Origin of the sequence: Bacillus infantis, assembly GCF_050107595.1 — a bacterium.
Lineage (GTDB): Bacteria > Bacillota > Bacilli > Bacillales > Cytobacillaceae > Bacillus_AB > Bacillus_AB infantis_C.
Map to the genome: position 1 here is coordinate 1 of NZ_JBNILH010000017.1, position 21,064 is coordinate 21,064.

Consider the following 21,064-nt stretch of genomic DNA (forward strand, 5'->3'; position numbering starts at 1 on the left):
TCAATATTTAGGTTAAACTGTAAGTGGGTCATCTTAATTCCTCCAATGTTTTCGTGGTTGTTAACATTGTTGACAAAAGGAATTAAAATGACCCCTTTTCTTTTTACACAATTATACGGACTTAATCCAATTCGTCCTTTTTCTATACATCAGCAGCTTCTTTTGATGGCCTTCATGTATCAATTCGTCCTTTTTCTATACATCAGCAGCTTCTTTTGATGGCCTTCATGTATCAATTCGTCCTTTTTCTATACATGAGTGGCTTCTTTTGATGGCCTTCATGCATTGATTGGGCCTCTTTCTATACATGAGCAGCTTCTTTTGATGGCCTTCATGGATCGATACGGCTTTTTCTATACATGAGCGGCTTCTCTAGTAAGGTCCGTTCTATGCTTCCATTTTAGCAGTCAACCTGCTTATATATGGAATAAATCTGTCTTTTTCTGCTCTCCTAAAATAGAATCTCAGCCTTACTGCCCTTTCCGATGGCTTTCATCATATCGAATAGTTCCTCTTTTGAGCCGGGAATGTGCTTATAGGATTCTTTATCCGTTTGCTGCAATCTATCAAAAATTTCCAAGATCCAGGGCATCTGCAGGTGACATTTCTCTATTGAATCCCGTTTCCTGAATACCTCTTTAGGCGTACCCTGGAACAGAAGGCGGCCGTTGTGCAAAAGGATAATTTCGTCCGCCCATTCATAGGCAAAATCGACGTCATGGGTTGAGAGCAGAATAGTTTTAGATTGTTCACTGAATTTTTCAAGCAGCATACCTATTTTTCTTTGATAGTACGGGTCAAGTCCGGCAAAGGGCTCATCAAGCACCAATAGCTCTGGATGCATAGCTGCAACACCTGCAATGGCTACCCTTTTTTTCTGCCCGATGCTTAATAAGTGCGGCGGCTTTTCCTTCAGCTCCTCCGTTTCTGTAAGTTCCATTGCCAGCTGCACCCGCCGGTCCATTTCCTGCGGATCCAGATCCAGATTCCTTGGCCCAAAAGCAATGTCTTCATATACACTGGAAGAGAACAGCTGGGAATCAGAATTCTGAAAGACGATGCCAACCTTTTGGCGCAGCTGCCGTATTTCTTTGCGGGTGTGGGACAATTTCCTTCCTTTATAATAAAGGCAGCCCTTTGAAGGCTTGATTATTCCATTCAAAAGGCAAAGCAGCGTTGATTTTCCTGCCCCGTTATTCCCCAGCAGTGCAATTTTCCTGCCGTGTTCTATAGAAATCGTAATCTCGCTGAGGGCGGGAGTACCGTCGCCGTATTTGTAGGATACATGGTCCAGATAAAGGAATGGCTCTTTCATAGGCGTGACCTCCTTTTACATCAAGGTTAAAATTAGCAGCATAGACTGTATGATGAGGATGGCGATCCAATTGCCTGCCCTTGTCTCTTGCCTGATATCCATCCTATACAGCCCCTCGCTTCCCCCACGGCTCTCAATAGCGGTTTCGAGCTCCCTGGCAGTCATGATTGATTTAATAAAAAGCCCTGCTGCAAGCTTGGCCATTGAGGCCAGCCAGGTTCTTCGATTCTGGTAGCCAAGCCTGCTGGTTTGGGCGAGGTGAAATTCCCTGCTCTTTTCCAGCAGCACGAAAATGAAACGGTATGTAAAGCCTGTCAGGTCTAGCACAATGCCTGGAAGTTTCAGCTTCTGGAGCAGCCACATAATTTGCTGCACCGGGGTGGTCAATATAAGGAAATACAGGCAGAGGACGCTTGCAGCTGCTCCTGCTGCAAGATGGCAAGCCTGCTCTAGCCCGCTCTCGTCAATATACAGCTTCCAAGAGCCGATATTGGCATGCCAGATACCTGCGCTTTCTGCATCAGCAGGAATGATGGAAAGGAAGATAGGCAGCGTTCCTGTAGCGAGGAACATGGCTGGGAGAAGCAGAAGCTTTACATAGTAAGTCAATGGGATTCCCGCTGCCCAAACAGTGAGAAGACACATTAGAAAGCTTACGCAAAGTGCAATCCACATATTTTGGGTAATGACAGAGAATAACAGGCATCCCGCAGAAAGCACGGCCTTTTCTGCCGGGTGGATGTGCTTCAGCCTGCTGCTATATGCGTATTCATCTATTTTCAGCATATCGGTCTATTTGGTATATTTTTTCCTGGCCCTGCCGAAGCCGATGGCATAGCCTATTATGATTGCACCAATAGCAGTCTGGACCGAAAACAGCAGACTCTCAATCTCACCGCTCGGCGCTTCCCAGAGGTTTCCAATCCATGGAGTGTAGTCAGGAGCCACTTCTTTTACAGCCTCCTCCGCCTGGCCGTCGGCTCCGCCAAATTCTGCATCCTGAAGGAAAATCAACGGGATGGCTGCAATTAGAATAACCATAATAAAGAGAACAAGATTTTTCATCAGTACTTTGCCTCCTTCATGATGGAGAGCTGCTTGAATTCCGGCAGATTATATTTTTGAATCAGATTGATGACAATGACAGTCAATAGCCCTTCACTGATGGCCAGCGGAATCTGTGTAACAGCAAATATTCCGGAAAACTTTGTGAATGATGCCAAAAAGCCGCCGGCTTCAGCCGGGAAGGCAAGCGCCAGCTGGATGCTCGTCGTTAGATAGGTTCCAAGGTCCCCCAGCATCGCAGCCAGAAATACAGATATTGAAAAAGACAGCCCAAGCTTCAGTCCGCCCCTGAAAACGGCATAGGCGGCAAAAGGGCCGACCACTGCCATGGAGAAGGCATTGGCTCCCAGGGTTGTCAATCCGCCATGAGCCAGAAGCAAGGCCTGAAAAAGCAGAACGATCGAACCGACTACACTCATGGCAGCAGGCTTGAAAAGAATGGCTCCCAGTCCCACGCCGGTCGGATGTGATGTGCTTCCTGTAACCGACGGTATTTTTAAGGCTGATAGTACGAAGGCAAATGCACCTGATAAACCGAGCAGTATTTTGAGCTCCGGCTTTTCAGCCAAAGTTTTTTTGATGGAACGGAAGCCCGCAATCATAAAGGGTATGACTGCCGCCCACCAGAAAACTGCCCAGCCGACCGGAAGGAAGCCTTCCATAATATGCATGGCATAGGCGGGGCGGAATGAGTTGAGCCAGAAAAAGCCGGCAAAGGCCAGGATCATCGTCCCGGTCAGCAGAATGGGTTTCTTCATCGTTATTCTCTCCTGTCAGATCTTTTGATTGGCCTGCGGGCTGCCCCTATAGCCATTTTGTTTTTTCTTTAAAATCGATCCTCGATTTCGGCTTAAGCTTTTCCCGTTCTTCCGGGTCAGGATAACCAATGAACACTGTCCCGACAATTTTTTTATTTGCCGGGGAGCCGATGAATTCATATAAGCGCCTGTCGCGGACAAGGCCCACACCTCTTGTCCTCCAGACAAAACCAAGTCCCAATTCCTCTGCTGCCAGCCACATTGAATGGATGGCGCAGCAGGCGGCATATTCATTATCCACCGTCGCTTCATCGTCGTTTTCTGCTATATCCGACGCAACCACAATCATGGCCGGGGTAGCCTGGACCACCTTCATCGATGCCTCCACCAATTTCGGCTTTGCTGGAAAGCGTTCCAGCAGATAATCATAGGCCAGCTGTTCATAGCCTTGTTTGGCTTTCCCCTGGATCACATAAAAGCTCCACGGCTCCCGATTCTTATCATTTGGCGCCAATGTAGCAGCATAAAGCAGTTTTTCAATCTTTTCCCGCTCAACCGGAGCCGGCTGATAGTTTCGCAGTGCCCTCCTGTTTTCGAGCAATTCCAGCACACTCATGTTTTCTCCTCCCCGATTTTATAATAGGATTGCTTCCTGCTGCTCCTTGTACCATTGTATTTTCTCTCTTAATCTGACGACCTCTCCAACTAGGATGATGGCTGGATGGGAGATGCCGGATTTTGCCGCTTCTCCCTCTATCGTTTCAAGGCTGCCAGTGACGGTCCGCTGGCGGCTTGTTGTACCCCATTCAATCACCGCTGCAGGAGTGCTGCTGCTTCTGCCATGTACAATCAGTTCCCGGCAGATGGCAGGCAGATTTCCAACGCCCATATAAAAAGCGATTGTGTCGCTTCCTTCAGCAAGGGCTTTCCAATTGATAGAGTCCATGCCCTTTTCTTTTCTTCCATGTCCTGTAACAATGGTAAAGGATGCAGCATGTTCCCGATGTGTGACCGGGATTCCTGCATAGGCAGGCGCTGCGATACCGGCAGTGACGCCGGGAACGATTTCGAAAGGGATACCATGCTCTGCCAGTACCGCTGCTTCCTCACCTGCCCGGCCAAACACACAGGGATCGCCGCCCTTCAATCGGGTCACGTTTTTTCCGGCAAGCGCCTTTTCGACGAGGAGAGTGTGGATTTCATCCTGGATGAGCGCATGTCTGCCAGGCAGCTTCCCGACATAGATAAGCTCTGCATCAGCCTTGGCATGGTTAAGCAGTTCTTTGTTGATCAATCGGTCATAGGCAATTACATCTGCTTTTTTTATGCATTCAAGACCGTATATCGTCATGAGGCCAAGGTCTCCAGGCCCTGCACCGACAAGGTATACTGTTCCTTTATTCATGACAGAAGCTCCTTTCTATTAGGTCATTCAATTTTTGTTCTCTCTTCTCAAATTGTCTGTTCCGGGTCCAGTCCAGAAATTCATCCCCCAGTAGACGAAATAGAATATCCTCCCTTTTCTCCGTGTTCCCGACTTCCTGTCTGACCCTGCCCCGGGCTTGAAACAGAAATTCCACATACTCTTCATAACTGCTGTCGTAGCGCTGCTCCAGCTCCCTGACTATCTTTTTTGACAGCCCCGGACTTGCAGCTGAAGTGTGGACGGAAATGGAGAGCTTTCCTCTCTCCAGTGTCGAAGGGATGGTGATCAGGCTGTTCAGCGGATCATCCGCAAGATTCACCAGCTGATCAGGGGCGCATGCTTCTAATACCTTTTGATTTATGCCGCAGTCGTCCGTGGCAGCCATCACGATAAAAGCACCTTCCAGATCCTCCGGATGGAACTTTTTTTTCTTCCATGTCAGTTTCCGTTCTTCATGGCAGCGTTTGATATAGTCTGTTGCCACGGGACTAATGACAGTAGTGACGGCACCGGCGTTAATCAATCTTTTGACCCGCCGCTCCGCTACCCGGCCTCCGCCGATTACTGCTGCCTGCCTGCCCGCCAACTCAAGGGAAACAGGGAAATAAGCCATGAATATCGACTTCCTTTCTGCTCAAATAGGCTGTTGTCTAAAATTGGATTCTTTTTTCTCCCTGCACTTTTTCACCCAATTTTCCGCCATTTGAGGACAAGATCCAAAGTGAAAATGCACATAGCCGGCAACAAGAGAATCCTTCATGAATCCCTCTTTCTTTACTCCCCTCATACCATTGGCAGTATAGGCTGGAGACTGGGGGCCGTTTAATTCTGATGCAGAGTAATGGAACTCATGCCCCCTTGCCTGTAATCCATCCGGAAGCAGAAAATTCCCCGGTTCTCCGGTCACTTCGCGATAGCCGAGGGCTGCCCGCTTCTTTTGCATCCTCGCCTGCCCGGAAATGACGCCGGCCATTTCATATTCCTGTCCGTCCGCTGTCACAATTGAATCAGTCAGGTACATAAAGCCGCCGCACTCCGCTAAAGTGGGCAGTCCCTCTTCAATGGCATTCTTAATCGACTGCTTTACCCTGATCCCTCTGCTAAGCTTCCCGGCAAATTCTTCAGGAAATCCGCCTCCCAAATAGAGGCCATCGACGCCCTCAGGCAGACACTCGCCTTCCAATGGTGAAAAATAGATAATCTCTGCGCCGTAATCCTCCAGCAGCTCCAGGTTTTCCGGATAATAGAAATTAAAAGCAGCATCTTTAGCAACGGCTATCCTCACTGACGGGTCCTCGTTTTTCCCAAAGGACGGTTCTAATTCCTGATCCAGAGGAGCAGCCTCTGCCAATTCAAATATTTTATCAAGGTCAATCGTTTTTGCAGCCATTTGGCCAAGCCTTTCAAAAAAGGCCTCAAGCTCTCCTCTTTCAATAGAAGGAACAAGTCCAAGATGCCTTTCGGGCATTTCGATCCCTTCCTCCCGTTCCAGGTAGCCTACAACCGGAATGCCGCATTCTTGTTCGATGGCTGCCTTTACGAGTTTGTAATGCCCTTCACTTCCGACCCGGTTTGCAATGACGCCTTTGATCTGCGTCCCTTCAGCAAACGTCTGGAAGCCTTTGACTATGGCAGCAGCACTTCTTGCCATGCTTGCACAATTGACAACCAGGATAACCGGACTGCCGGTAAGGAGGCCGATATCAGCTGTACTTCCTTCATTGCTGAGCGGATCCTTTCCATCAAAGAAGCCCATGACACCTTCAATAATCGAGATGTCGGCATTCCCGCTCCCGCGGACATACGTTTCCCTCACCCGCTCTGCCGGCAGCATCCAGCTGTCCAAATTACGGGAGGCACGGCCGGTTACAGCTGTATGATAGGAAGTATCGATATAATCGGGACCGCATTTAAATCCCTGGACGGTCTTGCCCCTATCCCGAAAAGCGCGCATGAGACCGATAGTTAAGGTCGTTTTGCCCACTCCGCTGCCTGTGCCGGCAATAATCACTCTTTTGTTCATACGGACTCCCGCTCCTTTTCCCTGCTTTGAATTGGGATGAGGGCCACAGAAATGGTCACATTCCCGGACTTCCTTTTCACCACCTCAAGTTCTTCAGCACCGCTGTACAGCATGGCAGCCGGTTCACTGACGCCATAAGCACCTGTATATTTAAAAACCGTTTCGGATGGTTCCTTCAGTGTGACGCTATTAAGCTCTGCCGGGGAATAGACCCGGAACTCACAGCCGAGACTTTCGGCTGCACTGATGAGCCCTTCTTCATCCTTCTTAATATCAATCGAGCAGATAGCCTTCACACTTTTGATGGAAAACTGCAAATCCTGCAAGGTTTCCTTGATGACCGACTCGATTTCTTCCTGTGAAGTCCCCCTGTTGCATCCAATCCCAAGCACAATGACCTTGGGACGATACAATACGCCATTCTGCAGGATCCCCTTTTCTGATGGCTGAAGCAGGCGGTGGGTGACAACCAGCGCCGCGTCAGGCTTTTCTGACAAGGCTTCCACGATGCTGGAATAGGTCTTTATGTGTCCTGGAAGGGGCTGCCCGTATAGCCACCAGCCTGTTTCACCGGACTCCTGGATGATGGCGACACTCTCTTCATTAACTACAGAGGCACTTACAGGGGTCAATTTTTCCGCAGAATCCCAGATCCAGCCGAATCGTTTTCCAAACAGGTCGACTGCAATTGTTTTCTGGACATCAGAGGCGGTAGTGATGACAGGCTGGGCGCCAAGCATCTCGGCCACCTCCCTTGTAAGCTCATTTGCTCCTCCAAGATGGCCGGAAAGAACGCTGATCACATGTTGCCCTTTATCGTCAATCACTACAACCCCCGGATCTGTTTTCTTATCCTTCAGAATCGGAGCGATCATCCTGACGACTGCACCGAGGGAAATAATCAGGATGATGCCTTTGTAGGTGCGGAAAAGGTCCGGCAGGAGTAGCCGGACACTTCCTGTAAAAAGAAAGGCCCCCCTTTCCTCTTCATCCCCTTTTTCAAATTTGGCCATATAAAACAGGTCCGCCTGCTGAAAGGCATCCTGGAGCTTTCTGGCAAGATCTGTCCCGTGCTTGGTAATGGCAACGATGGCATAATCATGATTTGTTTCAACCTCTATCCTTTTCCCTTCTTCAAGCTGGAGCATCAATGCGGAACTCCTTTCCTGAACCCATGGGTGAATTCCTTATCGTACAGCTTTGAACGGTAATCCTTTTCATGGATTTTCTCATCCAATGCCCAGCCCGCAAGAATCATGGCCTGCTTCCTGATCCCATTCTTCTTCATATCTTCGTCCAGTCTCTCCAGGGTGGTGCGCACAATTTTTTGATCAGGCCAGCTTGCCTTATAGATGACAGCAACCGGGGTATCATCCTGCCATCCTCCTGCGGTGAATTCTTTTACCACTTTCTTTGTCAGAGTGGCGCTGAGAAAAAGTGCAACCGTACAGTGATGCCGCGCCAATTCCCGCAATTTCTCCGCATCAGGGACCGGCGTCCGGCCCTCTGCCCTTGTCAGAATCACGGTCTGCGTCAAATCTGGTATGGTGAGCTCCGCTCCGGTAGCAGCTGCTGCAGCAAAAACCGAGCTCACTCCAGGGACGATTTCCGTTTCAATGCCCCTTTCCTTCAGCAATGCCATCTGTTCAAGAATGGCCCCGTATACAGCAGGATCGCCAGTATGCACGCGAACCACCTTTTTTCCTGTCAAAAGGCGCTCTGCCATTGCACCAACCATCTCCTCCAGATGCATCCCTGCGGTCTTTATCACTTCCGCGTCTTCCTTCGCCTGGGAAATCAGGTCCTCGCTTACGAGTGAATCTGCATAAAATACGGAGTCCGCCTCCTGCAGGAGCTTCAATCCCCTTACAGTGATCAGGTCGGCTGCTCCCGGGCCCGCTCCGATAATGTAAAGCTTCATTATTTCCTCACCACCATCAGTGTTAAATATTCAAGTTCCGCATGCTCCAATTCATCAATCTTCCATATGATTTCTTCGCCGGATGTAACCTTCGTCACGACTGAGGCCTTATCCAGAAGATTCAGCTCCCTCAGAAGCTTAAGCATGACATCCATCACCTTGGCCACTTTGATAAAAATGACACAGTCGTTCTCCAGCAGAGCCTTTTTCATCACCTCATAATCGTCGCGGGCAGGGATGATGGCTACATGGTCATCTCCCTCTGCAAGGGGAATGCCCAGCCTTGAAGCGGCCCCGTTGATGGAAGAGATGCCTGGCACGGTTTTGATCATGATTTCGGGATGCTTCTCTTTCATCAGCTTCATCATATGGATGAAGGTGCTGTATAATAAAGGATCTCCTTCTGTGACAAAGGCGACATCTTTGCCTTCGGCCAGCCTCTGCCATACCATTTCCACTGTGGCGCTCCATTCTTTTTCCAGTATCTCCGGATCCTTTGTCATTGGAAAAACAAGGCCGAGCATTTCTTTTTCATTTGCATCTATGTATACGTCGACAATCTGATGGGCGTAGCTCTTGCTTCCCTTCCGCTTTCTCGGATAAGCGATTACAGGCGATTCCTTCAAAACACGGAATGCCTTGACCGTGATCAGCTCAGGATCCCCAGGCCCGACTCCGAGACCGTATAATGTCCCATGCATCATGCTTCCTCCTTCCGCTTCGCTGAGATGATATACACCGGGTTCAGCGCTTCGAATCGTGTCAATTGCAGTATAGGTTTGCTTCTTGAAATCTGCGCCAAGGTGACGGAAGCATCATACCCTCTATCTTTGAATGCTTTTACAGCCCCTGCCAGTGATTCTATCGTGGCAGCGTTCAGTACAATCCGCCCAGCCGGCCTTAAGCGGCTGCAGCATACATCGAGTATTTCCTCCATGCCTCCAGCTGTGCCGCCTATGAATATAGCATCCGGATCAGGGAAACCCTCCAGCCCTTCAGGCGCTTTCCCGCAGACAGCCGTGAAATCGGTCCTGAATCTCTTCATATTCTGATGGCAGTTTTCCAGATCTTGCTCATTCTTTTCAATTGCAAAAACGGCGCCTTCGCGGGCAATTTTAGCTGCTTCAATCGCAATAGACCCCGTGCAGGTGCCGATGTCCCAAACCACACTGTTCTTTTTCAGCTTCAGTTCGCTTAAGCTCAATGTCCGGATTTCTTTTTTGGTAATGAGTCCTTTATCCGGCCTGCGCTGGAGGAATTCTTCATCCGGGATGCCGATCGGCCATTCCGGTGAAGATCCGGTTTTCTTAAGTATTACTACATTAAGGGATGAAAAATCGGCGGCGGCCATTTCCTCCAGTGAATACCAGCCTGTCCTTTCGCCGGCACTGCCCAGATTTTCAGCAACAAACGCCCGGTATTCTTCCGCTCCATATGAAAGCAAATAACGGGCGATCTTTGAAGGGCTATTCTCCTTGTCTGTCAGCAATGCAACTTTTCCGCATCCATCCATCCGCTGGATCAGCCCCTTCATGCTGCGGCCGTGCACGCTTGCAAAATAAGCATCCTGCCAGCTCTCTTTCATTCTTGCAAAAGCAAGCTGTACAGAGCTGAAGAAAGGATAGATTTCCAGTTTAACCTTAGAAGACAGATATCCGCCGATCCCATAAAAGAGGGGATCGCCTGAAGCCAGAATGACTGTGTTCCGCTTTTCCTCTTCCAGGGCTGAGGCCAGTTCCCGCAACCCTCCTTTGATAGTTATCGTTTCACCCTGGTAGTCAGAAAAGCAGGACAGCTGCCTTTCTCCGCCTACCAGCAGCTCACTTTCATAGATCCATTGTTCATAAAGCGGCAGAATGGTGTTTCTGCCATCCTCGCCCATTCCAATCACTTTAATAGGATTCTCCATCTATTGCCGCCTTTCCCAACAAGCTTCCTTTCATCGTGTAAATGCTTGTTTCAATTGTCATTCCGCCCTTTATTTCCTCTAATCCCGACAGGCAGCAGCTGCGGCACATTTGTTCAAAGAAACCGCTGAGCCCCTCTTCCAACATCATCTCCCCAACCTGGGAAGCTGTATTGGCCTCTATGACTTTCTCCACCAATTCAGAAGGTGCCCCTGCAGCTCTTGCCAATTCTGCCAGGAATTCAAAGTCCACGGGGGCGCTTTTCGAGTGGACCATCATGACTCCCTGGGCGACCTTTGAAAACTTGCCCATCATGCCAACCATCGACACCTTTTTCATTCCTGCCCGCTTACACTGCTTTAGGGTAAATCCGACAAAGTCCCCCATTTCAATGAAGGCTTCCTCCGGGAGAAACGGATACTGCTGCATCGCATATTTTTCACTTCTGCCGCCGGTAGTGATCGCCACATGATCACAGCCGCTCACCTTCGCCACATTGATGGCCGAGACGATGCTGGCTTTGTAGGCAGAGGTGGAGAAAGGGATGACCGTCCCTCTCGTCCCCAATATCGATATGCCACCGATGATTCCCAGGCGGCCGTTCAGTGTTTTCTTTGCCAGCTCCTCCCCCATGGGGACCGAGATGATGATCTTGATGCCTCTTTGGACCCCGAAGCGGCCAAGCACTTCTTTTGCCGCTTCCAGGATCATCTTCCGTGGCACCGGATTGATGGCCGCTTCCCCGACTGGCACCGGCAGGCCTGGTTTGGTCACACGCCCAACCCCAAGTCCGCCGTCCAGAATGATCCCTTGCCCGGGATGCCAGGACACCTGTGATTGGATGAGCGCCCCATGGGTGGCATCCGGATCATCTCCCCCATCCTTTACCGTACCAGCCAGTACAGATTCCTCCGCAAACAGGCATTCCTCCATGGAAAAAGTCGCGAACTCGCCGACCGGTAAAAGAATCGTTGCTTCCGGCTGCTCTTCCTTTGTAATGAGGGCAGTCAGGGCAGCCTTTGTGGCAGCCGCTGCACAGGCACCTGTCGTATACCCCCGCCTAAGCTTTTTCTCTTCGGCCGCTTCCATGCTTTAAACCTGTTCTGCCAGCAGGGAGATGGCATTCAATGCTGCAACCGTTATTGTGCTTCCGCCTTTCCTGCCGACATTGGTGATAAAAGGAACATCAAGCTTGGCCAGTTCTTCCTTGGACTCCGGCGCGGAAACAAAACCGACCGGGAGACCGATGATCAGGCCCGGCTTGGCCTCGCCTTCTTTAATAAGCCGGATCAGCTCCAGCAGGGCTGTCGGGGCATTTCCGATCGCAAAAATGCCTCCTTCCGCCTCCTTGACCGCTTTCCGCATGGATACAATTGCCCTTGTCGTATTCAGGCGCTTTGCCTCCGTCATTACATCAGGATCGGAAATATATACTTTCACACTGCCTCCGTACTTTTCGATACGCTGTTTGCTCACACCAACCTGGACCATCTGGACGTCAGCAACCACCGGCCGGCCGCTCCGGATGGCTTTGATCCCTGCTGTGACAGCATCCGGATGGAACAGCATGCTTTTCCCCAGCTGGAAATCTGCGGATGCATGGATGACCCTGCGGACGACCGGATACTGCTCCTCTGTATAGGGATGTGCGCCAATTTCTTCATCAATCATTTCAAAGCTCTTCACTTCAATCATTTCCGGCTGAACAGTCACCGGCTTAAAGTCTGTCTTAAAGTCCACTTTCCTGCCTCCTTTTTATGTTTGGCGCCAGCCGGCCCAGATGGTCCAGTACATCTGAAAAAATGGAGTACTTAATTCCATAGCTGATTTCGGGGCGCCTGATCACAATCACATCGATTCCGAGCTCCTTTGCTGCCTCCAATTTTTCACTTACTGACCCGGCCCTCCCGCTTTCCTTCGTTATCATGACCGTTACACCAAACTGCCTGTACAGGGCTTTATCAAATTCTTTTGTGAAAGGTCCCTGCATCGCAACGATATCTTTTTGCGGAAAACCAAGCTCAGCACATTTCTCCATATTGTCTTTACGGGGGAGCATGCGGGCTACCAGCCGGATATCCGGGTCTCCAAGAAGCTTGTCCGTGAAAATCTGCAGTGTTTTGCTTCCGGTCGTCAGCATGATGACACCCTTCTTTCCTTCCGCAGCCACTGCTGCTTCCTCATAACTGGAAACGAAGGTAATCCCCTCATCCTCAAATGACTGGGAAGCCCTTTCATAGCGAATATAAGGAATTTCTGCATCTGCGGCTGCCTGGATGCTGTTCCGGCTCGCCTCCTCAGCAAAAGGGTGGCTCGCGTCGACGATCACTTTGATATTCTGTAAGTTTATGTAGTCGGAGAATTCCTCCCTTGACAGCCTGCCGACACGTACTTCCAGCCCCTTCTTTTCCAACTCCAGCGCAGCATTATCAGTCACGACAGAAGTAATGACATCATAGCCTGCTTTTTTCATTTCCACTGCCAGTTCTCTTGCATCACTGGTGCCGGCAAGGCAGAGGATCATATCTTTTGAACCTCTTTTTCCTGATGCTCTTCTCCGGCATGGGTGTGGGCATGGTCATGATGGTGATCGCCGTGATCATGATGGTGATGGTGATCATGGTCATGATGGTGGTGGTGATCGATATGCTCCATTGCCGTGAGGCGATACTGGCATGTATCACAGTTCATTTTCACATCCCCTAGAAGGGCCTCATCAATCCGGTCTTTTATAATGGTATGCAGCCTTTCATGAAATCCAAAATAGCCGGCAAGCTTGAATTCAATTTCCGGGTGGGCAGCTGTAAAGCCTTCCATCATGTTTTCAAGCCTTTTGATCAGAATACCGGTAAACAGGAAGTACGGCAGAATGATGATTCTTTTTGCTCCAAGCTTTATGCATCTTTCTACCCCCTCCTGAATGAGAGGGTCTGAAACACCCATAAATGCCGGTTCAACCAGCTTAAAGGAGGTCTTTTCCCAGAGAAGGCGGCCAATTTTGAAAAGCTCGCTATTTGCGTCCGGATCGCTTCCCCCTCTGCCAAGAAGGATGACAGCTGTCCCTTCGTCACTCTCCCGCCAGTTTTCACCGGCTTCTTCAAGCCGGGTCTTGCTGATTTCAAAAGTTTCCTCGTGAATGCCGATGGGTCTGCCGTATGTAAACTGTACGCCGGGATAATGCTCTTTTGCTTCATCGATCGCCGCAGGAATGTGAATCTTGGAATGTCCTGCCGGAAGGAGCATGATCGGGATAACGACAATATGCTTGGCTCCTTTTCTTACACAAGCTTGTATTCCCTGGCTGATTGTCGGCATTTCAAATTCAAGGAAACATGTTTCTACCAAAAGCGAGGAATCGAGCCTGGGCTCAAGCTCCCTGATAAATTCCCTTACCTGGACATTTCCTTCGGGATCTCTGCTTCCATGGCCTACCAGCAATACTGCTCTCATGAACTTCTCTCCTCCTGTATAGTTATTCGCCGCAAGGGGCTGGCTCCAATTCGATAACCGGAGCGATATCTTTATGCTTAAAGCCCTGAACTTGTCTGGCCCTCTTGAAATACTTGTAAAAGCGCTCATTCGGGTGACCGTTTTCCCTGTACTCCCGGACAATGCTTTCAATCACGCCGACGATTTGATCGGGCGGTATGCCCTCCGCAGCTGCCTGCCCGGGATGAGCGGTCCGGCCAACTGTCTTGGCACCAAGGAACAAGTCGAATTTGCCTTTTCGGAATACAAGGCCGATATCATCATTCACTGCTCCATAGCAGGCCATACCGCAGCCATTGAATCCAAGCTTCAGCTCTTTCGGGAGCTGGATCCCGCCAAGCTTCGCCTGAATCTCCTCGGCATATGGTATGGAAGCGCCTTTTTCCCCTTCACAGAAGTCGCAGGCCTTCAATTGAAAGACATCTCCAACCGGAGCCAGAAGGAATCCTGCCTTTTCGAGCTTCATAGTGACGGACTCAGGATTGTTTGTCGGGATCCGCAGCAATATCTGGTGATGAGGTGTATATTCCATCGTCCCCTCTTCGCCTGCCACTTCAGCCAGTGTTATCATTTGTTTTGGGGTAAACTTTTTGTTGGCGATTCCCGGACTTACAGCCAGCTCAAAAGTATCTGCGGCTTTCTCCGGAACATGGAGCATAGACGGCGACGGACTGAGGGCTTCCTGTTTTCTGTATGACTTTCCAGACGCTCTTTCCAGTGCTTCCATGGCCAGCTCGGCAGGTGAAGCACTATGCTTACCAGCCTTTTGAACGGACGGCTGCTCCGCTTTCCCCTCGTGAAGGGCCCATGGCTCATTTTCCGGCCTCAGCCGTTCGTGCGGACGGAGCCTTTGCTCTGCAGCATCCAAAGTGTATTTTCGCTGATAGCCCCTTGGGGTGATCATTTTGCCATCGTAAATAAAGGTTGATGAATTCCCGATCATCACGGTCGTCAGCATGCCGATATCAAATTCAAGCATATCCTTGAGATTGGTGATAACAACGTTTTGACTGTCTCGGTAAGCGCTTTTTATCAGGGCGACAGGTGTTTCAGGCGAACGGTATTTAGCCAAAATCCTCTGTGCCTCTTCAATTTGCCTCGTCCGCCTGCCACTTTTCGGATTATACAAAGCAACGACAAAATCTCCCATGCCTGCCGCTTCAATCCGCCTTTCAATGATGCTCCACGGAGTAAGATGGTCACTTAGGCTGATAGTGCAGGCATCATGCATGACCGGAGCTCCGATCAGGGAAGCGCATGAATTGATGGCCGATATCCCGGGGATCACTTCCACGGCGACACCGTCTGATTCCCTCCAGCCTTTCTCAATCAGCACTTCATAGACAAGCCCTGCCATTCCATAGACCCCTGCATCCCCGCTTGAAATGACGGCAACCTTCTTCCCTTCTTCAGCATACCTGACTGCTGCCTGTGCCCTGGATACCTCTTCCGACATCCCTGTACTGATGATTTCCTGGTCTGTGATCAGATCACGGATCAGCTCTACATACGTTTTGTAGCCAATGATATAGTCACTTTCCTGAATGGCGTCCTTCGCCCTTTTTGTGATATGTTCCGCATTGCCAGGGCCGAAGCCGACAATCAGCAGCTTACCTTTCACAGCTATCCTCTCCTTTTGGCAAAATGGCTGTCCCATAGCGGTCAGACTTCCTTCAGCTCTTTTGCAGGCTTCTCAATCCCTTTAATTGAGTCTTCGCTCACCTTAACGAAAGTGCTTTCCTCATATTCATAAAGAATAGACTCCCTCAGCTCATAGACAGGGGCTTGCTCATTCCGGATGATTTTCCGGCCAATCTCCTCAGTTGCCGCCTTATACCAAGTTCCTTCAGGGTACACGACTACCACACATGCATCCTTGCAGCGCCCGTTGCATCTTGTCCTGGTGGTATGCACCTCAGCATCCAGATCCAGCCGGCTGATTTCATCACGGATGGCCTCTGTCACCTCTTCGCCGCCTTTTCTCATGCAGCTTGAGCCATTGCAGATCAATACATGGCTTTTCGTCCGTGTCAGATTCCAGGTTGTCATCATGATCTCTCCTTCTTTTTGAAAAAATAAAAAGCACTCCAACCCCATTGGGCAGAGTGCCAGAAGCAGGCATAGGCAAAAAAGGATTGCCTATGCATCATGTCTTCCAGCACCTATGACCCGTAGGAGCTAAAGAAAGAAAAAACAAGGCAGGTCTCCTGACTCAGGATCGTCACCCGGCTGCGCCTTCCCGACATTCATCAGTGGCTGCTGCAGCTGGATTCCCCTTTCACAGTGGCGGGACCGTGCCGGAATTGCACCGGCTTCCCTTTTAAGCACGACAGCCTGTCACAGCTGTCATGCACCTATGTTTTTGTATTCATTTCAGCATATAAAAAACCTTAATCCCAATATTCCGGAATTAAGGCGCGAGATGATTTCCTGTTCATTTTTTGGCATGCAAAAAAGAAAGAAAAATCATTCCCAGCCTTCCCTCCGAAGAATAAGAAACGAAATTTAAAAGCAGGTCTTCTGGCTTATACGTCACTTTACTCTTGCCTCCTTCCCGGTTTCCCAGTGGATGATGGCAATTTCATCAGCATATACAGTAGCGGGGGCTGCTCCGGATTCTAACCGGATTCCCTATTATCCCAATTGTCAAAATGGGCACTTTTAAATGGCTATTAGATTCTCTCTTAATTTACTCTAAAATTCTAATAATTCAAGTATTGTATTGTTTTACCAATTGTGATATGACATATTATGATATTTTTCAGCAAAAATGCCTTTATCAGCAGTTCTATTATCAGGAATTCGAAGGATTATATTGACTTCCCAGTGCGAATTTCACTGCCTTTGATGCATGTATAAAAGTTGTGTCGAATAAAGGCAGCCGGCAGTCTTCCTGACTGATCAACAGGGGAATTTCCGTGCATCCGAGGATGATTCCCTGGGCGCCTTTCTTTTCCAGGCGGTGAATGATATCGAGATAAGCAGTTTTTGACTCCCCCTTACATTCACCCCTGCATAATTCCTCAAAGATCACCTCATGAACCAGTTCCCGATCACCTTCTTCCGGAACCAGAACCTCAATGCCGTTAGCCTCAAGGATTTTTTTATAAAAAGGCTGTTCCATTGTGAACCTGGTGCCAAGCAACCCGACAGAATCAATGCCCTGTTTCTTAATCTCCTCCACTGCGCATTCAACAATATGTATGACTGGGATTCTGCAGGCTTTTTGCAGATCTTCCGCCATCAGATGCATGGTATTGGTGCAGATAACGATGCAGTCTGCTCCTCCCGTTTCAAGGAACTTAGCTGCTTCAATCATTTTTTCAGTTGCCTTTTCCCAGTCCCCGCTTCTTTGCATGGCAGCGATTTCTTCAAAATCAAAAGAATACAGCAGGCAGCGGGCTGAATGAAGTCCCCCCAATTCTTTCTGAACAAGGCGGTTAATATATGAGTAATACTCGCTTGTCGATTCCCAGCTCATTCCTCCGATTAATCCGATTGTTTTCATGTGATCACCCTCCTAATGTTATTGTAAAGATAGCATGATATACTGGATGGAAAAAGAGCCACAATACAACTGCTTTTATAGTACCAGTTAGAGGATTGGAGGGATGTTCATGTGGTTTCAAATTGACCGGGAGGGCACAAAAACATTGACTCAGCAGATTTATGAGAAGCTGAGAACATATATTTTAAATGGAGAATTGCAGGAAGGGGAAAAGGTTCCTTCGACACGCGAGCTGGCAGCCTCTTTGCATGTCTCCCGTAATATCACACTGGAAGTCTATGATCAGCTGGCATCAGAAGGGTACCTGGAAGTCCGGCCGAAGTCAGGGACATACATAGCTGCAGGTGCAGCCTTTCTGCCGTCAGAAACGGCCCGTCCTCGGGAAGAAAAGGAGAAGCTGCCCGATTCAATAGATGAAATCATAGACTTCAAAGCTTCCACCCCGGCCATGGATCATTTTCCCCGAAAAGTATGGGGCAGGCTGGCAAAGGATGTATGCTCTGATGCTGCTGAACAGGCATTTGGGTATCATGATTCTTCAGGCATGCCGGAGCTTAGGGAGGAATTGACCAGATACCTGTTTCATACACGCGGTGTAAATTGCACAGCAGAACAAATTGTCATTACCAGCGGTGCCACACAGGCGCTTTCGCTTATAACAGGACTGCTGGTCAAAAATAAGCAATCGATAGCAGTTGAAGATCCTGTTACGGATGAAATGAGGAATATTTTCACCTATCATGGAGCCGTTTTGGACCCTATCCCTGTAGACGAAAAAGGCCTTAAGCCCGAACATCTTCCTGAGGATGAGCCTCCAGGCTTTATTTTTACACTTCCATCACATCAATTTCCGCTGGGCAGTACATTGACCATCCAAAGAAGGATCCAGCTGATCGAGTATGCGAGGAAACATAGCACTTATATAGTTGAAGATGATTATGACAGCGAGTTCACTTATGAAGGTTCTCAGGTCCACAGCATTCAGGGACTGGATCCTGAGAGGGTCATTTATGTCGGGACCTTCAGCAAGATTCTTTCTCCTGGTCTAAGAATTGGCTATGCTGTCCTGCCCGCTGATTTACTGGCAGATTTTAAGAACCTAAAATGGTATTCCGACCGACATCATTCAGGAATCGAACAACTGATTCTGGCCCGCTTTTTGAAAGACGGCCACTTCGACAAGCATATCAGGAAGATGAAGAGAATCTACAAGCAGCGGCGGCAGGCTTTAGTGGACAGCTTGAAAAACCATTTTCCTGACTGCAGAATCTGGGGTCATGCGGCAGGGATGCACCTGGTTGCTGAATTCCCCTCCATTGTTTTTGACGAAAAGCTGCTGGACTGGATCTTCAGCCATTCTGTCCGGGTATACCCGGTGGAGGATTACAGCATCGTGAAAGGCAGTCATAGAAATAAAATTATGCTCGGTTACGGCAGCTTGACGCCTGACAGGATAGAAGAAGGGACAGCGAGGCTTGAGAAAGCGATCAGGAGCTTCCCTGAAAAGTAAAATAAAAGGGAAAGCAAACGATAAAGTCTGCTTTCCCTTTTTTGTTATGATTTAAATCGTGAGATCATTTCCTGCAATTCCTCTGCTAATCGGGCGAGGGACTGTGTTGCATTTGATACATCTTCTGCAGAAGCAAGCTGCTCCTGACTGGCAGCTGCTGCTGTTTCAGAGCTTTCCAGTGTCTGCTGGGAGCCGGCGGCGATTCCTTCAATGGTTTCATGGACTCCCCCAAACTCGTCTGTCAGATATCTGGTTGCTACTGCCGCCTCTTGAATCTGGGAGGTTACCTGCTCAATCTGAACCAGTATCCTGGCAAAGTTAGAAACGGTTTCTTCCGAGAGCGTGATGCCCGCAGAGACATTTTCTTTTACCACACGGATGTCCTGAACTGTTTCGCTTGACTCCTCTTGAATCGTTGCTACCAGCTTGTGAATCTGCACGGCTGAAGAATTGGTTTCATCTGCCAGCTTTCTCACTTCTTCAGCAACCACAGCAAATCCTTTTCCTTGCTCTCCAGCTCTTGCCGCTTCGATAGCTGCATTCAGGGCCAAAAGGTTAGTCTGTCCTGAAATATCAGCGATCAGCGAGGAAATCTTCTGTATCTCAGCTGAACTTGAAACCAGCGAAGATACACCATCACCTGCACGCTCGACTGACTGGCTGATTGAATTCATTTGCTTTTGCATTTCCTTAACCGCAGAAGCTCCGTCTTCCGCCTGCTTCCTCATTTCCGCGGATACCTCCGCAGCTTTATCCGTATTGGCAGCCACAGATTTCAGGCCGTCCAGAGAACCTGCTACAGATCTCAGGCTGCCTGAAGTCATCTCGGTTTGTATATGGTTGTGATTGGAAATAGTCTGCATCGTTTCTGCTATATGCCCTGACGCAGCTTTTGACTGCTCAGCACTTGCAGAGAGCTCTTCAGATGCGGCCGCCACCTGTTCAGAGGAAATGCCAATGTGCGCAATCATCCCTCTAAGCGAACCTACAAAAGCATTAAAAGATTGGGCCAGCTGTCCGAATTCATTGTTGCCCTTTACATCCACCTTTTGTGTCAAGTCGGCATCTCCTGATGCAATATTATTCAATTGCCTGTTGAGTGCTCCTAATGGAATCAGTATGGACCGAAGCAGCATGAAGCTTAAAATGCCGCCTGCCAGCGATGCTGCAACAGCCAGGACGATAAGAATCTCCTTGCTCCCCTTAGAATTTTCTTCCTTGATCTTATTGATCTGCTCGACATCTTTACTCAGCACAGACACGAGTTCATTCACCGCCGGATCGAGCACATCCTTTCTCAGCATGCGCTCTTCTCCGAAATGAAGGTCCCTGGCTGCCTCCGGATCAGTTTCATAAAGCCCAATGACCCTCTGATTGATATCCCAAAACATGTTGAAGCTGGACTCCATTTTCTCGATCTGCTCAAGATTCTTTTTTTCAAGCGCTTTGCCCTCTGCCTGCCTGATCAGGGACTGGACATCCTCTGCCTTCTCATTCATACTCTCTGCATACTGCTCATCGCCCGTTATAATCAAAGCTCTTTCATCGTTTGAAATCCCGGCGAGGCGGTATTGGATTTTAATGATATCTTTTTGAAACTCCAATTTGTCCTGAAGCAGGTCAGCTCGGTTCACCTGTGCATTGATAACATAGATTGAAAAACTGCCAAGCAGGACAATTGACCCTACCAGGATTGAAATAGTTGTGATTAACCGCGTTTTAATTTTCACTAGTTTCCTCCAAATATATTATATTAAGAATAATTTCTTAATCTTAATATCGTCAATGGAACAAGGTTATTTAGAGTGAACATCCAAATAAAACATTAGGAGATATTTGGAAAGAAGGAGTATTATCAGTATAAAACGCGTCCAAAAAACTATTTTAATATAGTTTAATGCAGCTCTTTTCTGGACCCCCGTTAATCCCATCCTAAAGCTCTTTTTCCTTTCGGTAAGAATGCCATTCATTCTCCCGATAAAATGATAGTAATAACCAAAGGCCAGTTCAAAACTTATAACCAGTATTCAGCAGACAAGCCTGCTAATGAAATAATTCAATATCTGCTGTCTTTTATGCAGCCTTTTCAAGTTTGAGGCGCCGAACTGAAAAAAAGCTCCCCCAAAATTGGAGGAGCAGGTC

At 48.8% G+C, this 21,064-nt stretch carries 21 protein-coding genes and 2 riboswitches; of the genes, 1 reads left to right on the forward strand and 20 read right to left on the reverse strand.

The features are described 5' to 3' along the window. Window positions 1-451: 451 nt before the first annotated feature. The 19 genes from ACQCVH_RS23965 to ACQCVH_RS24055 all read right to left on the reverse strand — a co-directional run bounded on the left by ACQCVH_RS23965 (window position 452) and on the right by ACQCVH_RS24055 (window position 17,412). The gene (locus ACQCVH_RS23965) at window positions 452-1,315 is read right to left on the reverse strand and encodes an energy-coupling factor ABC transporter ATP-binding protein (RefSeq protein ID WP_426838140.1); all 864 of its coding nucleotides are present in this window, start codon (window positions 1,313-1,315) and stop codon (window positions 452-454) included. A gap of 15 nt (window positions 1,316-1,330) precedes the next feature. Continuing rightward, on the reverse strand, window positions 1,331-2,101 hold the full coding sequence (gene cbiQ, locus ACQCVH_RS23970; RefSeq protein ID WP_426838141.1) for a cobalt ECF transporter T component CbiQ: 771 nt from the start codon (window positions 2,099-2,101) through the stop codon (window positions 1,331-1,333). 6 nt (window positions 2,102-2,107) lie between these two features. Continuing rightward, window positions 2,108-2,380, reverse strand: coding sequence for an energy-coupling factor ABC transporter substrate-binding protein (locus ACQCVH_RS23975; RefSeq protein ID WP_426838142.1), 273 nt, complete (start codon window positions 2,378-2,380; stop codon window positions 2,108-2,110). After that, complete coding sequence (locus tag ACQCVH_RS23980; protein ID WP_318060174.1) at window positions 2,380-3,108, reverse strand: energy-coupling factor ABC transporter permease; 729 nt, start codon at window positions 3,106-3,108, stop codon at window positions 2,380-2,382. Before ACQCVH_RS23980 ends, ACQCVH_RS23975 begins: the two co-directional genes overlap by 1 nt. A gap of 76 nt (window positions 3,109-3,184) precedes the next feature. After that, window positions 3,185-3,754 carry a nitroreductase family protein gene (locus ACQCVH_RS23985; protein ID WP_426838143.1) on the reverse strand — a complete coding sequence of 190 codons (570 nt, stop codon included), beginning with the start codon at window positions 3,752-3,754 and terminating at the stop codon, window positions 3,185-3,187. 18 nt (window positions 3,755-3,772) lie between these two features. Continuing rightward, a complete protein-coding gene (gene cobA / locus ACQCVH_RS23990) occupies window positions 3,773-4,543 on the reverse strand; it encodes a uroporphyrinogen-III C-methyltransferase (protein ID WP_426838144.1) in 771 nt (256 codons plus the stop codon). Then, complete coding sequence (locus ACQCVH_RS23995) at window positions 4,536-5,177, reverse strand: precorrin-2 dehydrogenase/sirohydrochlorin ferrochelatase family protein (protein ID WP_426838146.1); 642 nt, start codon at window positions 5,175-5,177, stop codon at window positions 4,536-4,538. The genes cobA and ACQCVH_RS23995 overlap by 8 nt, the downstream gene beginning before the upstream one ends. Window positions 5,178-5,198: 21 nt before the next feature. Continuing rightward, window positions 5,199-6,587, reverse strand: a complete 1,389-nt coding sequence (locus ACQCVH_RS24000) for a cobyrinic acid a,c-diamide synthase CobB (protein WP_426838147.1) — start codon at window positions 6,585-6,587, stop codon at window positions 5,199-5,201. Further along, window positions 6,584-7,735, reverse strand: a complete 1,152-nt coding sequence (locus tag ACQCVH_RS24005; RefSeq protein ID WP_426838149.1) for a cobalt-precorrin 5A hydrolase — start codon at window positions 7,733-7,735, stop codon at window positions 6,584-6,586. The genes ACQCVH_RS24000 and ACQCVH_RS24005 overlap by 4 nt, the downstream gene beginning before the upstream one ends. After that, window positions 7,735-8,508, reverse strand: coding sequence for a precorrin-4 C(11)-methyltransferase (cobM, locus tag ACQCVH_RS24010; protein WP_426838150.1), 774 nt, complete (start codon window positions 8,506-8,508; stop codon window positions 7,735-7,737). The genes ACQCVH_RS24005 and cobM overlap by 1 nt, the downstream gene beginning before the upstream one ends. Beyond that, complete coding sequence (gene cobI, locus ACQCVH_RS24015; protein ID WP_426838226.1) at window positions 8,508-9,209, reverse strand: precorrin-2 C(20)-methyltransferase; 702 nt, start codon at window positions 9,207-9,209, stop codon at window positions 8,508-8,510. The genes cobM and cobI overlap by 1 nt, the downstream gene beginning before the upstream one ends. Then, complete coding sequence (gene cbiE, locus ACQCVH_RS24020; RefSeq protein WP_426838152.1) at window positions 9,209-10,417, reverse strand: precorrin-6y C5,15-methyltransferase (decarboxylating) subunit CbiE; 1,209 nt, start codon at window positions 10,415-10,417, stop codon at window positions 9,209-9,211. Before cbiE ends, cobI begins: the two co-directional genes overlap by 1 nt. Then, the gene (locus ACQCVH_RS24025) at window positions 10,401-11,504 is read right to left on the reverse strand and encodes a cobalt-precorrin-5B (C(1))-methyltransferase (RefSeq protein ID WP_426838153.1); all 1,104 of its coding nucleotides are present in this window, start codon (window positions 11,502-11,504) and stop codon (window positions 10,401-10,403) included. Before ACQCVH_RS24025 ends, cbiE begins: the two co-directional genes overlap by 17 nt. A 3-nt stretch (window positions 11,505-11,507) precedes the next feature. Further along, window positions 11,508-12,155 carry a precorrin-8X methylmutase gene (locus ACQCVH_RS24030; RefSeq protein ID WP_426838155.1) on the reverse strand — a complete coding sequence of 216 codons (648 nt, stop codon included), beginning with the start codon at window positions 12,153-12,155 and terminating at the stop codon, window positions 11,508-11,510. Further along, window positions 12,145-12,939 carry a precorrin-6A reductase gene (gene cobK, locus ACQCVH_RS24035; protein WP_426838156.1) on the reverse strand — a complete coding sequence of 265 codons (795 nt, stop codon included), beginning with the start codon at window positions 12,937-12,939 and terminating at the stop codon, window positions 12,145-12,147. The genes ACQCVH_RS24030 and cobK overlap by 11 nt, the downstream gene beginning before the upstream one ends. Then, on the reverse strand, window positions 12,936-13,865 hold the full coding sequence (locus ACQCVH_RS24040; RefSeq protein ID WP_426838158.1) for a sirohydrochlorin chelatase: 930 nt from the start codon (window positions 13,863-13,865) through the stop codon (window positions 12,936-12,938). The genes cobK and ACQCVH_RS24040 overlap by 4 nt, the downstream gene beginning before the upstream one ends. A gap of 22 nt (window positions 13,866-13,887) precedes the next feature. After that, window positions 13,888-15,525, reverse strand: a complete 1,638-nt coding sequence (gene cobJ / locus ACQCVH_RS24045; protein ID WP_318060038.1) for a precorrin-3B C(17)-methyltransferase — start codon at window positions 15,523-15,525, stop codon at window positions 13,888-13,890. A 41-nt stretch (window positions 15,526-15,566) separates the two neighbouring features. Further along, complete coding sequence (locus tag ACQCVH_RS24050) at window positions 15,567-15,953, reverse strand: (2Fe-2S) ferredoxin domain-containing protein (protein ID WP_318060176.1); 387 nt, start codon at window positions 15,951-15,953, stop codon at window positions 15,567-15,569. A gap of 131 nt (window positions 15,954-16,084) precedes the next feature. Then, a riboswitch (cobalamin riboswitch) is annotated at window positions 16,085-16,277 on the reverse strand. A gap of 120 nt (window positions 16,278-16,397) precedes the next feature. Continuing rightward, window positions 16,398-16,582: riboswitch (cobalamin riboswitch) on the reverse strand. 116 nt (window positions 16,583-16,698) lie between these two features. After that, complete coding sequence (locus ACQCVH_RS24055; protein ID WP_426838160.1) at window positions 16,699-17,412, reverse strand: aspartate/glutamate racemase family protein; 714 nt, start codon at window positions 17,410-17,412, stop codon at window positions 16,699-16,701. Window positions 17,413-17,521: 109 nt separating this feature from the next. Here ACQCVH_RS24055 and pdxR point away from each other — a divergent pair, with 109 nt between their 5' ends. Continuing rightward, window positions 17,522-18,922, forward strand: a complete 1,401-nt coding sequence (gene pdxR, locus ACQCVH_RS24060) for a MocR-like pyridoxine biosynthesis transcription factor PdxR (protein ID WP_426838162.1) — start codon at window positions 17,522-17,524, stop codon at window positions 18,920-18,922. A 44-nt stretch (window positions 18,923-18,966) separates the two neighbouring features. On the opposite strand, the gene ACQCVH_RS24065 is transcribed toward pdxR, so the two are convergent. Then, the gene (locus tag ACQCVH_RS24065; RefSeq protein ID WP_426838163.1) at window positions 18,967-20,652 is read right to left on the reverse strand and encodes a methyl-accepting chemotaxis protein; all 1,686 of its coding nucleotides are present in this window, start codon (window positions 20,650-20,652) and stop codon (window positions 18,967-18,969) included. Window positions 20,653-21,064 lie beyond the last annotated feature (412 nt).